The 15238-nt window shown below is 57.5% G+C and carries 13 protein-coding genes; 5 read left to right on the forward strand and 8 right to left on the reverse strand.

What is annotated here, in order from left to right:
- The first annotated feature begins 3 nt into the window (after nt 1-3).
- Both JFU57_RS23930 and JFU57_RS23935 read left to right on the forward strand, forming a co-directional pair.
- Complete coding sequence (locus JFU57_RS23930) at nt 4-1251, forward strand: ABC transporter permease (RefSeq protein ID WP_201130986.1); 1248 nt, start codon at nt 4-6, stop codon at nt 1249-1251.
- Nucleotides 1252-1261: 10 nt separating this feature from the next.
- Entirely contained in the window at nt 1262-2080 is an 819-nt protein-coding gene (locus JFU57_RS23935; RefSeq protein WP_020294589.1) for an ABC transporter permease, read from the forward strand.
- A 59-nt stretch (nt 2081-2139) separates the two neighbouring features.
- Here JFU57_RS23935 and JFU57_RS23940 read toward each other — a convergent pair whose 3' ends face one another.
- Both JFU57_RS23940 and JFU57_RS23945 read right to left on the reverse strand, forming a co-directional pair.
- The gene (locus JFU57_RS23940) at nt 2140-2676 is read right to left on the reverse strand and encodes a hypothetical protein (RefSeq protein ID WP_043228280.1); all 537 of its coding nucleotides are present in this window, start codon (nt 2674-2676) and stop codon (nt 2140-2142) included.
- A gap of 34 nt (nt 2677-2710) precedes the next feature.
- Complete coding sequence (locus tag JFU57_RS23945; protein ID WP_020294591.1) at nt 2711-2935, reverse strand: PLDc N-terminal domain-containing protein; 225 nt, start codon at nt 2933-2935, stop codon at nt 2711-2713.
- A gap of 253 nt (nt 2936-3188) precedes the next feature.
- Here JFU57_RS23945 and JFU57_RS23950 point away from each other — a divergent pair, with 253 nt between their 5' ends.
- From JFU57_RS23950 to JFU57_RS23960, 3 genes are all read left to right on the forward strand, one after another.
- Complete coding sequence (locus JFU57_RS23950) at nt 3189-4535, forward strand: cation:proton antiporter (RefSeq protein ID WP_078472933.1); 1347 nt, start codon at nt 3189-3191, stop codon at nt 4533-4535.
- 66 nt (nt 4536-4601) lie between these two features.
- Nucleotides 4602-5033: a low affinity iron permease family protein gene (locus JFU57_RS23955; RefSeq protein WP_078472934.1), complete on the forward strand. Its 432-nt coding sequence runs from the start codon at nt 4602-4604 to the stop codon at nt 5031-5033.
- Nucleotides 5034-5201: 168 nt separating this feature from the next.
- Nucleotides 5202-5765 (forward strand): type 1 glutamine amidotransferase domain-containing protein, encoded by a 564-nt coding sequence (locus JFU57_RS23960; RefSeq protein ID WP_078472935.1) that lies wholly within the window; start codon nt 5202-5204, stop codon nt 5763-5765.
- A gap of 137 nt (nt 5766-5902) precedes the next feature.
- Here JFU57_RS23960 and JFU57_RS23965 read toward each other — a convergent pair whose 3' ends face one another.
- The 6 genes from JFU57_RS23965 to JFU57_RS23990 form a co-directional block, all read right to left on the reverse strand.
- Complete coding sequence (locus JFU57_RS23965; RefSeq protein ID WP_020294595.1) at nt 5903-6154, reverse strand: Arc family DNA-binding protein; 252 nt, start codon at nt 6152-6154, stop codon at nt 5903-5905.
- A 274-nt stretch (nt 6155-6428) separates the two neighbouring features.
- Entirely contained in the window at nt 6429-8843 is a 2415-nt protein-coding gene (locus JFU57_RS23970; protein WP_242487545.1) for a fimbria/pilus outer membrane usher protein, read from the reverse strand.
- A 269-nt stretch (nt 8844-9112) separates the two neighbouring features.
- Nucleotides 9113-9835 (reverse strand): fimbrial biogenesis chaperone, encoded by a 723-nt coding sequence (locus JFU57_RS23975; RefSeq protein ID WP_201130987.1) that lies wholly within the window; start codon nt 9833-9835, stop codon nt 9113-9115.
- Between the two features lie 55 nt (nt 9836-9890).
- A complete protein-coding gene (locus JFU57_RS23980; RefSeq protein WP_078472936.1) occupies nt 9891-10442 on the reverse strand; it encodes a fimbrial protein in 552 nt (183 codons plus the stop codon).
- A gap of 861 nt (nt 10443-11303) precedes the next feature.
- Nucleotides 11304-11954, reverse strand: coding sequence for a response regulator transcription factor (locus tag JFU57_RS23985; protein WP_078472937.1), 651 nt, complete (start codon nt 11952-11954; stop codon nt 11304-11306).
- A gap of 57 nt (nt 11955-12011) precedes the next feature.
- On the reverse strand, nt 12012-15230 hold the full coding sequence (locus JFU57_RS23990) for a hybrid sensor histidine kinase/response regulator (protein ID WP_201130988.1): 3219 nt from the start codon (nt 15228-15230) through the stop codon (nt 12012-12014).
- Nucleotides 15231-15238 lie beyond the last annotated feature (8 nt).

The raw sequence follows: 15238 nt of genomic DNA on the forward strand, positions 1-15238 counted from the left end.
CCCATGTCCGAAGCGCTAGCCCTTCAATCGGCGCCGTCAGTGGTTCAGACGCAACGCTTGCAGAGGCAACTACAGGCTGCCAAACGTGCTTACACACGCCGCTCGATGCTGCTCATCCTGCCCTTGCTGGCATTGCTGGTGGTCGGTTTTTTAACCCCGATAGGGTCACTGCTGACCAAGAGCGTGGAAAACCCGGAAGTCGCCAACGCCCTGCCAAAGACCCTGGCTTTATTGAAAGGTTGGGATGGCAAGGCACTGCCGGGTGAATCCGTGTTCAGCGCCCTGGGTGAGGATTTGCGCAGTGCGCGCAGCAATGGGCAGCTGTTTGCGCTCAACCGCCGACTCGGTTACGAAAGCGCCGGCTTGCGCAGCCTGTCGACGGCTGTTCTCGGGCGTATGCCGGTCGACGGCGCCAATGTCCGTGACAGCCTGATAAAAGGCGTGCCGGCACTGGGCGACATCAAGACCTGGTCAACCCTCAGCCAGCTCGGCCAACCCTACACCAGCTTCTACTGGTTGGCGGCCTTCGACCTGAAACTGGACGCCGGCCAGATCCAGGCCGTGGCCCCCGACAAAGCGCTGTACCTGGACGTCCTCAAGCGCTCGCTGACGATCGCCGGACTGGTCACCGTGCTCTGTGTGCTGCTGGGTTATCCGCTGGCCTACTGGCTCTCGCGACAACCCGCGCGACGGGCCAATCTGCTGTTGATACTGGTGCTGCTGCCGTTCTGGACCTCGCTGATCGTGCGCACGGCAAGCTGGATCGTCCTGCTGCAATCGGGCGGTTTGATCAACAACACGCTGATTGACCTGGGCATGCTCGAGAAACCGCTGCAACTGGTATTCAACCGCGCGGGCGTGCTGATTTCCATGACGCATATTTTGCTGCCGTTTCTGATCCTGCCGCTGTATGCGGTCATGAAAGGTATCGACTCACGCTATGAGCGCGCAGCGATTTCCCTGGGTGCCCACCCCTTTACCGCGTTTCGAAGGGTCTACCTGCCGCAGACCTATGCCGGGGTAACGGCCGGAGCGTTGCTGGTGTTCATCATGGCCATCGGTTACTACATCACCCCCGCACTCCTGGGTGGCCCGGGGGACCAGATGCTGAGTTACTTCGTGGCGTATTACACCAACACCACCATCAATTGGGGCATGGCCACGGCGCTGGGCAGCCAACTGCTGATCATCGTGCTGTTGCTGTATTGGGTTTACGCGCGGATCTCGCGCCCTGCCAACCGAGCTGCATAAGGAGGCTGCAATGAAGCATGTCGAACCGCTAGAGATCCGTGTGCTGCGTCCGTTTTTGAGCCTCTACAGCCTTGCTCTGTTGATGTTCCTGATCATTCCGATCCTGGTCATCGTCCCGCTGTCATTCAACGAGGGCTCTTTTCTGAGTTACCCGTTGAGTGGCCTGTCGTTGCGTTGGTATCGCGAGTTTTTCAACTCCAGCGACTGGATGCCGGCCCTGCTCAACAGCCTGAAAATCGCCCCCGCCGCAACCTTGCTCGCCACGGTACTGGGCACCTTGGCGGCGGTCGGACTGTCTCGGGGTGAATTTCGCGGGAAGGCGCTGATCATGGCGATCATGATTTCGCCGATGGTGGCGCCGGTGGTGATCGTCGCCGTCGGGCTGTATTTTTTTTTTGCCAGCTGGGGCCTGCTCAACACCTACCCAGGCCTGGTCATCGCCCATGCGGTGCTGGGCGTGCCCTTCGTGGTGATCACCGTCAACGCGACACTTCAAGGTTACGACCGCAATTTCACACGGGCTGCCGCCAGCCTCGGCGCAACACCCTGGTATGGCTTCAAGCGCGTGACCCTGCCACTGATTGCACCGGGCGTCTTGAGCGGCGCGCTGTTCGCCTTCGCCACTTCATTCGACGAAGTCGTCGTGACGCTGTTTCTCGCCAGCCCTACGCAACGCACTTTGCCGATGCAAATGTTTGCTGGGATCAAGGAGAACCTCAATCCCACCATCGCCGCCGCAGCCACCATGATGGTACTCGGCGCGTTACTGCTACTGCTGGCCATGGAGGCCCTGCGCCGCCGGAACGAACGGATTCGCGGCACCTTGTGAGGGCTATCGCCGAGAACGTGCCAGGCACGGGTCAATCAACGCGCAAGCGCAATAACGACTCAAGAACCCGGGTTAGTGAGCTGGATGTACACCGCCCAGGAGCCGAGCATCATCCAGAATGGGGCGAAGATCCACGGCGTGCGAACCGAGAACAGCAAGGACTTGCGATAGCCCTTATGGCTGGACTCGCTCTCGCAGAACAAGGGCGACTCGTCATACGCCAGCCCCATCAACGGCTCGCTGCGCAGCAGTTCGCTTTGTTTGAAATGCCAATGGTCGATGATCTCGTAGGCGGCCTTGATCCCCGGCCAGGCATTGAGGGAGCTGAGTACCCCCAGCAATGCCAGGAAAGGTGGCACCGCCAGGGTGAACAATTTGCCCCATTCCGGATTGAGGTTGGCCATGCAGGATGCAAAGGCAATCACCAGGAACGACTGCGCCGATAAATAGGCATCGGTGCGGTTGGCCAGGATGCTGGTTTCGTACTGGATCTCCCGACGGTAGAAATCCAGGCGTTCCTTGGGCGAACCGAACATTTTGGCGTTGTGCTCGGTGAGCTCGGTTTCTTCCATGTGGGAAGTCAGTATTCTGGGCAAAGCAATTCACCTTGTCTGTCGCTGGGCACAATCCTCAGCGTTGTTGATGCTCAGGTTCGGACAGGGTCCGAGCACTGCCCTTTGGTCCGGCCACCAGCCATGCCAGCAGCCCGAGCAAGGGCACAAAGACAATGACCACCACCCACACGCCCTTGCTGTCCCAGGGTTTGGTACTGCGCAGCACACTCCTGATGGCCCACAGTTCCACCAGCAACAGGATTACGGCCAGGGCGATCCAGACATAGTGTTGTATTTGCATGATTTACCTCCCGATTCATAAAGGCTTAGGTCGGGGTGGCCAGCGAGGGTTCATTAAATTTATCGCGCCCCAGAGCCATCGGCGTGCGGTCAACCGATTTTGCGACGCCCCGGCTAGAGCACAGCGCGGGGCCGAATTGGCGTGCAGTCGGCGCCAGCGCAAATCCGGTTGAACCTGACTTGCCTTGCGTCCTCGAATAGCTGTGCAGGTCTGCACGCGATCACCGACCGAGTGCCGGGAACGAGAGATACCTATGAGTTTCATTGTCTGGATGGCGGTGCTGGGCGCAGTCTTGCTGTTGCTCGCGCTGACCTCCTCCTATCTGCGTTGGATGCCGGTCACGACTTCAGCGGTGTGCCTGGTACTGGGGGTTGCCATCGGCCCTGCGGGTCTGGGGCTGTTGCAACTCGACCTGAAACACGCAGCGCCATGGATGGAGCACCTGAGTGAAGTGGCGGTGCTGTTTTCCCTGTTCGTCTGCGGCTTGAAGCTGCGCCTGCCTCTTGGCCACAAAATCTGGCGCGTGGCCTATGGCCTGGCCGGACCGGTGATGTTGCTGAGCATTATCGGCGTGACCCTGGTCCTGCATTACCTTCTTCAAATGTCGTGGGGCGCATCGCTACTGATTGGCGCGGTGCTGGCGCCCACCGACCCGGTGCTGGCGTCGATGGTGCAGGTCAATAACGCCCAGGACTACGATCCGGTGCGATTTGGCCTCTCCGGCGAAGCGGGGCTCAACGACGGCGTGGCCTTTGCATTTGTCATCCTCGGGCTTGTACTGGTGAAAGCCGATGGTGGCAATGGCGCCTTGTACGACTGGCTTTGGCGGGATGTGCTGTGGGCGGTTCCGGCGGGGTTGCTGATCGGCTACTGGATGGGGCGCGGCCTGGGGCGCATTACCTTGTTGCTGAATACTCGGAATGATGACTGCACCGTCTCGCCCAACGACTACCTGACCCTTGCCCTGATTGCGCTGGCCTATGTGGCCGCCGAAAGCCTGCATGGCTATGGTTTTTTATCGGTATTCGCTGCCGGCCTCGGGTTGCGCCAGGCCGAGGTCAATTCGGCGGCCAACCCTCAGGTTCCGGCCGAACACCTGGTGCAACCCCTGGTGGGGCACCAGGATGTCGAACCGCACAAAGCCCTGCATGGCGACACACAAAGTCTGGAAGGCACCCAAGTGGCCGCTGGAATCATGATGGGCGACATGCTGGCCTTCGGCGGTTTGGTCGAGCGGGCGATGGAAGTCTTTATGGTCACGCTGCTGGGGGTGGTACTGATCGCTCACTGGGATTGGCGTGCACTGCCAATTGGGGCCGCGTTATTCGTGTTGATCCGCCCCCTGAGCGTGCTGTTGATTCCCTGGGGCGGCTTGCTCTCCGGCCGCCAACGCTGGCTGATCGGTTGGTTCGGGATCCGCGGTATCGGCAGTCTTTACTACCTGTTCTATGCCCTCAACCACGGCGTACCTCCGGTAACGGCTGCGCTGTGCACCGACCTGACACTGTCGATTGTGGCCTTGAGCATTCTGCTGCACGGTCTCAGCACCCAACCGCTACTGGCGGGTTATGAGCGTTATAAAAAAACCTCGCACCGGTAAATGTAACAAAGAATTTCACGGCCTGATTGCTGTCCATTGTTAGACCAACAACCAGGACCCACTGCCATGAAATTCGTAACCTTCTGCCACACGCTTTCCAAATGGGCCGGTAGCTCCAAGACGTTTCTTGTGGCCATCGTGCTGATAGTGGTCTGGGCCCTGACCGGCCCATTTTTCCACTACAACGACACGTGGCAGCTGATCATCAACACCTCGACCACCATCATCACCTTCCTGATGGTGTTCCTGATCCAGAACACCCAGAACCGCGACAACGACATCCTGCACATCAAAATCGACGAATTATTGCGTGCCACCAAAGACGCGCAAAACGCCGCCTTGTGCCTGGATCAACTGGAAAGCAAGGAGCTTCGAACACTGCGTAAGCAATACAGCAGCATGGGTGCGCAGGAGCGTATGGACCCAACGGGCGACTTGTCTGCGCAAAACCCGCGTCCCGCAACCGCCAAGGACAGCGAAGAGGAGGAAGCGCTATAACGCTCTACCCGCCCTGCTCTCCTCCCGGGGGTCAATAAAGGTGACGCGCAAGGTTCCGAGACCAGGTGCAGCGCAATCAAGCTGAACTTCGTTTGGCCCCCGGTCCTCAGATAAAGATATGCCGCGTGATACCTGCGCGGGGCTTGCTTACCCTGGAGGACCGGATACATGACCACGCAACTGCATGGCAAAAACATCTTGATCATCACGGCCAATACCGGCATCGAACGCGACGAACTGCTCAAGCCACTTGAAGCGCTGCGCAGCCTGGGGGCAACGTTGACCCATGGCTCGATCAAAGGCGGTTCCACGCAGACCTTCCTGCACGATACCGAGAAGGACCGGCAGGTGGAGTCCGATGGAAAACTGTCAGGCCTGAATGCCCGCGACTTCGACGCCCTGCTTATCCCAGGGGGGACGGTGAACGCTGATACCCTGCGCCAGGACCCTGAGGCCCAGCGTCTGGTCAATGAGTTTGTCGACGCGGGGAAGACGGTCGCCGCGATTTGCCATGGCCCTTGGCTACTGATCGATGCGGGAGTAATCCCGGGCAAGACCCTGACTTCCTACACCAGCGTGCGCACCGACTTGCTCAATGCCAACGCCGCGGGTTGGGTCGACAGTGAAGTCAAGGAATGCACGGCCAATGGTTGGAAACTTATTACCTCCCGTACTCCCGACGACTTGCCGGCGTTCAATCAGGCCATCGCCAACGCATTGCAGAGCGCCTGAGCTTCTGCCTGAGAGTTGTCTGCCATCGCCCCAAGCCCGCTCCGTAATGGCGGGTTCGGGGCGCGTCTGTTTTGCGGAGAGCTGTTGCACATTGCAAGTAAAAGCAATTGACCTGCTCAACGGCGGTCGCGGGCAGGTCAATCGGTCTTTTTTTCTTCAACGGTTTCACGCATCTGCGCCAGCTCACTTTCAAGCGACTCAATACGTTGCAGCATCAGCCCTTTGATCTTGGCCTCCAGCTCCATGGTTTCGTCCAAGGTGAAGGTGCGCTCTATACGGGCGACAATTTCATTATTCATGCTGCGGTTGTTAAGTCGGGCAATGCTCTTGATCCGTGGATGCATGTCATCGGGAAGCCGGATAACAAATTTGTCTCGCTCTTGGGACATGGGAAACACCTCGATGAATGACTGAGGTGATAGCTTAATGCCGTATCCGCTATGAGCTCTTTAGGATAAATCTGAATTGTTCAGGGTGAATTCTCAGTCCCAGGGACCGGGTAACGCGCTCAGAGATAACCTACCTACCCCGTATCACCCTGAGTTCAGGAAAACCCGTTGGCCCCTGGCAGCTCGCGAAGTCCAAGGATTGCTGTCAGCGTGATATCGAACGCAGGCCTGAGTTTCCACCACAGAACTTGAAGGTACTGGGCAACGACACCTGTCAGTTACCCTTGCACTTCAGCTCTGCCTGTTCGTAGTTCAGCTCCTTGTTGCGCTCGGGCAAGTCATACGGCGCCTGGCAGGTGCTGCCGTCCCAAGTGACGTTCATCAAGCCCTTGTCCTGCTTGAGCAGCATCAGCGCCATGCCATAAGGGTCCGAGATGGCGCTCTGTTTCCCTTCCGGATCCTCGACGGTGGCCCCAAAGCCCATCTTTTTTCCATCGGCCTGACGCAGGATAAATTGCACTCGACGCCCAATCTGCGCCTGATAGCGAGCAAGCACCACTGCGCCACGGCGCGGCACCACTTGTTGGGTTGCCTGTTCCAGTTCGATATCTGCTCCCAGGTTCCCTGTGTCCAGGCTGACCCAGTTCAAGCGATAGGGCTGGGCATTGGGCACGATGGCGAAACCATTGCGCCCGGTTGTCACTCCCGCATTGCTGATGATGCCCACACCGGGGGTGTCGGGCACTTCGGCCAGGACAAAGCTCTCGCCAACCTGCTGGCCAAGGTTGATACCACCGGCGTGAGCAACCACCGAACCGCTGGCACCGACGTTCAAGCTCTTGTAATCGGGGCCCTGGCCGTAACCGAGGTCCATCCGGCCCACCGCGGTGTCGGTGGAAATACTCGCGTTGCCGCTGTTACCACCTTGACCGTCCCGCCCGCCTTGGAAGGAGTAGTTGGTAGCAGGGCCCAGATAGCCGTTCAGGCCTGCCTGGGTGTTCTGGTTGCCCTCGCGATCACGCAGGATGCGCAGCGTGGCCCGCGGTGAGTGGGCGGTGCTTCCCAGCGGAAGGCTGAAGGACAACGCCACCTGACTGTCATTGCTGCTGGCCGAACCGCGCTCGGCGATATTACGGGTATGGGTCAGGCTCACGGAATAGTTCAGGCTTTTCCAGTAATTGCCGTAACCGGCAGAGATACTTTGCGAACGGGTGCTGCTATTCCAGTAGCTTTGATCGCTGGCGCTCAAGTAGATGCTGCCGTACTGCTGCTTTTCTCCCAGGCTCTGTTGCACGGTCAGGTCCAGGCGCGCTCGAGAGCGCCCCATTCTCGTGGAGGTGAGGTCACGATTGAGGTCCTGCACATGGTCACTGAAACTGCGGTAGCCCTCAGTGGAGTAGCGGTAGGCCGCCAGGGTGAAGTCGGTGCTGGTCTGGGCAAATGTCTTGGCATACAACACCCGGATACTTTGGCCCTTGTCAGTCTGCTGCGGGATTTTGCTGGCACTTTGGGTGATGTCGACCGATAGAGCGCCGATCGGTGTATTGCGCCCTATCCCGAAGTTCAGTGCCTGGAAGTTCTCTGCTACCTGCAGGCCGAAGGTCCCCGTCATATCGTCGCTGAGACCATAGGCCAGCGCCGTGCTGACGAATGAAGGGCTCTGCTGACTGTTGTCATTACTCTGATACTGGCCGCCGGCAACACTGAAGGTCATGCGCCCCTTGCGCACCATGACCGGCAGACTGGAAAACGCCTGGCGCGTAACCCGGCGACGACCATCGGCTTCGACCACCGTCACCTCCAGGTCACCGTTGGAGCCACTGGGGTAGATATCAGTCAACTCAAAGGCGCCCGCGGATACCGAGGTACTGTAGATGACATAACCGTTCTGGCGCACCTCGACTGTGGCGTTGGTTTCGGCGACGCCGCGAATGATCGGTGCATAGCCTCGTTCGCTGTCAGCGAGCATTGCATCATCGGAGGTCAACTGGGCGCCGCGAAAACGCACGCTGTCAAAAATATTGCCGTTGGTATAGATCTCGCCCAGGGCCAATTGGGCCTTGAGCGCAGTGATATCGCGCTGGACAAAGCTGCGGTTACTGGAGAATTTGGTTGGCTGGCCTTCGTTCATGGTGAGGTTGGACTCGTTGCGCAAGCGCCAAGACCCAAGGTTGAAACCATTTTGCAATCCCAGGTACTTCGAGGTGCTTCTGGTCCCGCCGCTGCTATTACGACGCATGTTGAACTGATAGTTGATAAAGGCTGCAGTGACGCCTTCATCCCAGAGCGCCGGGTCGACATACCCACGAACGCCAGCCTGCATAAACGCCTGGGGCACGCTAATCAACAGGTGCAAACGGGCAGAGTCGAACTTGACTTCGGCCTGCTCGATCAACGTATCCAACGGGTAGCAGCGATTGGCATTCTCGGGTGCGAGCAGCTCCGGGTTCTGCAACTTGAGCAGATCGATACCGAAGTCCTTGAACATGACCGGTGTCAGGCACGGCTGTACCTCCGCCCCTGCTGTTTCTTGCTTGAATTCGATATCACGTCGGCCATTCAGGTCGCCGTTGACGTAAATTTCCACCCGATAGTTGCCAGGCAGAACGTTGCTACCACCTTGAAGCAAGGCCAATACATCGGCAGGTTGAGCCGAACCACCCTGCAGGAACCCGGTATTAAATGCCAACAGTGGGATTTTTACCCTAGGCTCAGTATTGAGTTGCTCTGAATCAGCATGTGCGACTATTGGAAGTGCAACCAGTAAAAGCGCCCAGCAGAACGACTGCCGACTCTCCAGAGTAATAACGAGGCTAGATTGACCAAAACCTGTAAGCAAATAACCTTTCGACATCATGATTCACTTAGTAGTTGGGTTACATAGGCCAAGTCATGCCTCTGCATTTACAATCGAGAGCAAGGGCCAACGCATGATTTGGTATTGCTATGAATTATCCGCTATAGCCCCTTGGCTTTTGCGGACTGGCCTTCGGTGACATCGACAGTAAATAGATCACGCCCGCCGTAATCATTGATACTGCCAAAATCCAAGCGATGTTTGCTGCCTATTACTTTATTCATAGGCAGAGTGACGGTTTCACCTGGGGAGAGCATGCGCGCGTCAGTTACTTTGTTTTCCTTCACGCCGAAAAGCACCAGATCGACCAAGGTAGTGTAATAAGGTGTCGGATTCTTTATTTGCAGTTGTTGCCCATCAGACGTATTCAGCAGTCGCCATTCCAGTTGTTCGGGTGCTGCGCCGGCTGTGCCGGACAAACCCTTTGGCCGATAAAACACCTTGATCCGCTGACGCACCGCAAGTTGCAGGGTGTTTTCCTCTCCTGCCGACTGGGGTATTTCCTGAATACTTAGCCAGAACACCGACTCTCTATCGCTGGGCAAGCTGGATCCGGAGAACAGTACACGTAATAGTTGTTGTTGCTTGGCACCTACGCGGACCAGAGGTGGAGTGATTGCAAATGGCAGATCAGCCTCCCCTTCACTTTCAATCCAGGATTGAACAACGATATCCTTGCCGTCATTACGTACGACGAGGGTTTCCTCTTTTTTTCCTTCAGCAAAAACCAGCCGAGTTCCACTTAGGGATATTGCAGCATGAGCGCCGAAACTGAATGTAATCAGCGCCAGACTCATGGCTTTTATGAAAAACTTAGGCGACATGAAAAACACTCTAAAAGTGTGAGAGGCGCAAGCGCCTCTCACAACGAGAAACAACTTATTCGTATTTCAGAACAAACGGCATGCTGGCGTTGGCTGTACCCGGCTTGACCGCTGCAGCGTCACCCGTCATGACGTAAGTGGCCCGAACCTGAAGGTTGGTAGTGCCGTTAACGCTAGTGCCCGTATAGCTGTCGGTTTTCAGGTCCATTGCGGCACCTGCGGCGTCAACCAGGACAATACCTACACCTTTGGCGCCACCGGTTGCGTTATCAATGTGCAACACGTTAGTGCCCTGAAGCTGAGAAGGCAGTGGGTCAAAGCTCAGTGCAACTTTAGTGTGCGCTTTATCGCACTTCACCGAAATATTGACTTGGCCAGTGCTGGAGATAGCTCCCGGTGCAGCTGCAGTGCCGAGGGTCGAGGCCTGGACGTTACCCAGCGGGACGTTAATATCACTGGTGCCTTGCCCTTGAACACTGCAACTATCCTGTTTGATAGCGCCGGTGAAGTTGATGTTACCGCCGCCGCCTTCACTAAGAGCAGCGTTCGCTGCCATAGGCACAGCCAAAACAGAAGACAGAAGGCTTAAAGCAAAAAATCTTTTCATAGTGACACCGAGTTTTAATAGTTGATGGATGCAGCAGTAGTCATTTAACCAATTAAACCGACAAAGATTAATGAGACCAGTCCTATTTGCACTAAGCGGCTCTCATACCAATTACGTCATTACTCTTCAAGCATACCGCCCAAGGCCAAACCCCAAGTAGATTACGAAGATGCAATCCGGCCCCTATACAACATAGAGCACCACTATTGGTTCGTCATACGGGCATGACGCATAAGCTTCTATTCTTTAGCGCTTGTCGTTAGTTGCCATCATGAGGGGGGCATAGTTCAGTCCTTCACTTTGCCAACAGTCATGCGCTAACAGACACCTCCTTTACGATCAAAAAAGGATAACTCGCCGACTATCATGGATAGCCGCCCCTATTCCGAAATTAATTTGCAGACCGTTGATTGTTTCTTTGGTGGCCTGACAAAGCGCTGTATAAAACTACCAGGCGGATAGATGCACCCTCTGTAACTCCCTGCCACACCAAGGAGCGGTGAGTTGCAAAATTTAAGTGCCCGCCACAGGCCCACATGAGATGAAGGACCTCATTTCTTTATGATTGCCATGGGCATTGGATAGGTCTGCGGATGATACTCAACGGGTCCGTCATTCGACTTGGGACACGTACTAAAGCGTTCGACCCGTAACTTCCTATTACAACTTCCCTGATGAGCCGACAGGATTGAACGAGAGTTTTCGTCAGGAAGTGATACGTGCTGATGAGCTTGACTGTCGATGCTGCATGATCACAGGCGTCTTATACCGAAGTGATCAAGGCCCGAAACCGTTGACCGAAGAGCCTTAGTCCCCTCCCCGTAACTGGAGGCGCTCTGAAACGAACTCAGGCAAGGCATGTCACACAATCAAGCGCATCGTGATACAGAAGCTCAACAACTCATGATCCGTAGTGACCTGTAACTTGCGCATCGCCGAGATCTTCTGGGCACTGATGGTCTTTTTGCTGCGATTGAGCAGATGGGCGATCTCATTGACACTCATGCCCGCGGCGAACTGGCGCAGTACTTCGAACTCGCGAACCGAAAGGCTGGAAATCCGGTCTTCGACGGGCTCCGTGCACTCGACCACGCTGGGTAGGGAATGAAACAGTGGTCTGCGGTAGGACTGGCCTCTGGCCAACGTATTGAGCGCTACCAGAATCTCCTTCAGGTCGCTGCTCTTGGGTACGATCCCGGCAACTCCGACATCATAGAGCCGCGACAGAATCAGGTTGTTGGAAACCATGGTCAGAATCAGTACCTGGATGTCCGGAAAGTGCCGGATCAGGTACTCAATCAACTTGATACCGTCGCCATAGGCCTCATCCCCCGGCATGTTGTAATCGGTAATGATCACATCGGGCTTGAGTTGCTGCAGTTTTTCCACCAGCTCCGTTGAGTTCTGCACCTGGGCCACGACTTCATAGCGATTGTCGCGTTCGATGTACTCACTGACCCCCATCAACACCACCGGATGGTCATCAGCTAAAACTATCTTGATTTTTTTCATGAAGTCATTCGTCCAAAGATTAAGTTCGTCAGATCACGACCTGCACCCGCCGCGCTCTCACACGGCTGCAACAGCACGATCTATGCGTGCGAACAGCAGTTCGCTCCTGCGTGCCAGCGGTTGATCAAGCGTCTTGATTTCCAGTGCCTGATCCACGGCTCCGCAGGCGTCAGCCAGGGCCTGGGCCTGCACCACTGCCAGGGCGCCACGAATGCAATGCAGGCTGCTGCGTAATTGACTGGCGTCCTGTGCGGCCAGGGCGTCGCGTGCGCGCACCATGTCCTCGCGCATGGTGCTGATGAACAGCGCACGCATTTTCGTTGAGACCTGGATCTGATCGGGCGCTTCGACCAGTTCGGTGTCAGCCATTGATCCAGGTGCCAGCGAAGCCGCCGCGACGAGGTTGTATTGCACGTTGCAGACTCTCATCAAACCGTCCCAGAGCCCCTGCAGGGTCAGGGGCTTGACCATCCAGGCATTCATCCCGACCTGCAGGCAGCGCTCGCCCTCCTCGCGCATGGCATTGGCCGTTACACCAATGATGGGAAACTGCTTGTCCAACTGACGCAACGCGATGGCCAGCTCATAACCATTCATGAGCGGCATGTTCACATCGGTCAACACTGCGTCGAATGCACCCGGCAACCAGAGATGCAGGGCCTCCTGTCCATCCGCAGCCAGCACCACGCGACAGCCGAGCTCCTCGAGCTGCTCCTTGATGATGGCTTGATTGATCGGATTGTCTTCGGCCACCAGCACCCGTAACGGCAACTTGCCGCGCTCGACAGGCCCTCTGTTCGCAGGCGCTACGCCGGCACCGGTTTGCGCCTCGGCCACTGCCCGAGCGATGTCCCTGATTGCATATATCCGGGCCGGCCAGAGCCCCTGTTCCGGTTCGACCGCATCTCGCGCCTGGCTGCTGGCGATCACCCTGGGGCCACCCCAACAACAGTCATTACCCGGTGGGCCCAGCAGGTCGACCAATACCGCCCCAGGCAACGGCTCGGCCACCAGGCTTGGCGCTATCAGCGCGTTGGCGCCCCAGTGTTTCAGCCATTCGCAGACGTTGTCCGCCAGTTCCTTGATCGACGCCCGGACGTACACCGGTCTTGCTCGCAGCAGTGGCACCCCGTGATCGATATCGCTGCCTGGCAATACCGCCAACTCGACGAAAAAATTGAAACTGCTGCCCAACCCTGGCTCGCTGACCATGTGAATCTGCCCGTTCATCAATTGACTCAGACGCCAGCAGATCGACAGGCCCAGGCCCGCGCCGCCGTCGGTACTGCCCTGGCGTACCTGATAGAACGGTTCAAACAGCAGCACCTGCTGAGCCTGGGAAATGCCCACCCCGGTATCAGTGATCTGCCATTGCAGGCTGACCTTGCCTGCCTCGCGCCCTAGCATCTTGAGACGCAGCACTACCCGCCCGAAATCGGTGAATTTGATGGCATTGGTCACCAGGTTGCCAAGCACCTGCCGAATCCGCGCATGATCGCCCTCCAGGTACTCCGGCACCTCGACATCGATGCAGGCGTACATCTGCAGCCCTTTGGCATTCGCCGCCGCCGCGCAGGCTTCCAGTACCTCCTCGACCATGTCCAACGGGCAAAACCGGCCCAGCTCCAACGGCATCTGCGCCGACTCGATCTTCGACACGTCGAGGACGTCACTGATCAACTGCAGCAAGGTTGAAGACGAGCACTGGATGGTCTTCAGGTAATCCTGCTGGCGCGGATCAAGGGCGGTCCGCTCCAGCAATTCAAGGGTGCCGAGCACGCCATACAACGGGGTGCGAATCTCGTGGCTCATGGTTGCCAGGAAGATCGTCCTGGCCCGGCTGGCCTCCTCGGCCAGGCGCTTGGCCAGGGTCAGGGCTACGGCACTTTGCTCGTGATGGCTGATATCGCTGAAGGCACATATCCGTACCTGCTGATCCTGATAGCGGGCCGTACTGAAGCGCAGGTGCAAATAACGCCCATCGACCTTGACGCAGGACTCGCCAATGTCACCGTCTCCAAGCTCATCCAGCACCTGCAGCAACCACTGGGAGGTGCCCAGCGCCAGGTGGTTTTCCAGCAGCAAACGGTTATCACGCTTGCGTATCACACTCAGTCCGATCGGTGCCGTGTCGATCACCGCGCGATTGAACAGTGTGCTCTCCATCTCTTGGGCGTAAGCGCGCTGCAGGGGCCGGCGGACCTTCAACTGGTACCAACGATTGACCAGCCAGGCCAGGGCCAGGCTGCCAGCGATCAGGCCAAGCAGCCCCAACAGTTGCCACCGGGCGTCATGCACAAAGCGTTGGTAGCTGATGTCATACACCGCGGTCCAATGCTCACCCTGGGTCATGGCCAGTTTTATGTGCAGGCCGCGGCTGGAAAAACTCAAGCCTTCGGGCAGTGGTCGGACCTCCGTTTGCGGGCCCAGCAGCACCCTGCCGTCGGGTCGCGTCAAGCTCAGACCATCGAAAAAGGCCGCCTCCCGGCTAAGGGCAAAACCACTGACTTGAGTCAGCGCGGGTTGCGCCACTACCAGCACTTCACGACCCCGAGCCTCTAACGGCAGCAGCTTGTACGGCATATCGATACTGATATAAGCCTGTAGTTGCCGAGCTGAGTTATCCGGCGCTTGCATACCGCTCCAGTGCACACCATCGCGTAGCTTCGGAGCACTGGCCTGCTGCAGCAAAAGGCGCAGTTCAGCGCTGGCCTTCTGGTAACTGGCAGGGTCGAGGACCGAACCATCGGCGCGCCTCTCACCCAGCGCGGGAATGCCCAGGGTGAATTCATCTCCCGGGGTAAGGACAAATACCTGGGGCGGCGAATAAGGCGAGCCGGACCAGAACGCGCCGTAGTCGTTGGCCAGGTGCATACCCAATACGAACGGCGCCTGATCGGGCATCGCCTGATTAGCGTGCGCCGGCACCATGACGCTGAAAGGCAGTGAGAACGAAACCTCCCGGCCTTCGTAGATCACCTGCTGCGGCGTTTGAAACAGTTCGGTAATGCGCAGCGGCGTCAGGTTCTGCTCCAGCAACTCCTGAGGGGCGGTCACTTTTCTCGCCAGGCGCTGTAAAAACGCCTGGTTCTCACCCACTTGCGCCATCAGCAGTTCGAAATGGCGGGTGGCCCTGTGCACCTGCTCGTCCAACAAGCGCTCCACTGCCCAGTAGCAGACTCCCGAGAGCGACAGGACGACCCCTAGGGTGACGGAGGCCCGGCGCATTCCGGAGTTTGAGGCAACAGTGCCTGGTGAGACGTTATCGGAAGTCATGGTGGGTT

It is taken from the genome of Pseudomonas sp. TH07, assembly GCF_016651285.1.
In the GTDB taxonomy this organism is placed as follows: domain Bacteria; phylum Pseudomonadota; class Gammaproteobacteria; order Pseudomonadales; family Pseudomonadaceae; genus Aquipseudomonas.

Bases quoted from the DNA above. Each gene is read 5' to 3' on its own strand.
- JFU57_RS23930 (WP_201130986.1), top strand. From the start codon at position 4: ATGTCCGAAGCGCTAGCCCTTCAATCGGCGCCGTCAGTGGTTCAGACG.
- JFU57_RS23935 (WP_020294589.1), top strand. From the start codon at position 1,262: ATGAAGCATGTCGAACCGCTAGAGATCCGTGTGCTGCGTCCGTTTTTG.
- JFU57_RS23945 (WP_020294591.1), bottom strand. From the start codon at position 2,935: ATGCAAATACAACACTATGTCTGGATCGCCCTGGCCGTAATCCTGTTG.
- JFU57_RS23950 (WP_078472933.1), top strand. From the start codon at position 3,189: ATGAGTTTCATTGTCTGGATGGCGGTGCTGGGCGCAGTCTTGCTGTTG.
- JFU57_RS23955 (WP_078472934.1), top strand. From the start codon at position 4,602: ATGAAATTCGTAACCTTCTGCCACACGCTTTCCAAATGGGCCGGTAGC.
- JFU57_RS23960 (WP_078472935.1), top strand. From the start codon at position 5,202: ATGACCACGCAACTGCATGGCAAAAACATCTTGATCATCACGGCCAAT.
- JFU57_RS23965 (WP_020294595.1), bottom strand. From the start codon at position 6,154: ATGTCCCAAGAGCGAGACAAATTTGTTATCCGGCTTCCCGATGACATG.
- JFU57_RS23975 (WP_201130987.1), bottom strand. From the start codon at position 9,835: ATGTCGCCTAAGTTTTTCATAAAAGCCATGAGTCTGGCGCTGATTACA.
- JFU57_RS23980 (WP_078472936.1), bottom strand. From the start codon at position 10,442: ATGAAAAGATTTTTTGCTTTAAGCCTTCTGTCTTCTGTTTTGGCTGTG.
- JFU57_RS23985 (WP_078472937.1), bottom strand. From the start codon at position 11,954: ATGAAAAAAATCAAGATAGTTTTAGCTGATGACCATCCGGTGGTGTTG.
- JFU57_RS23990 (WP_201130988.1), bottom strand. From the start codon at position 15,230: ATGACTTCCGATAACGTCTCACCAGGCACTGTTGCCTCAAACTCCGGA.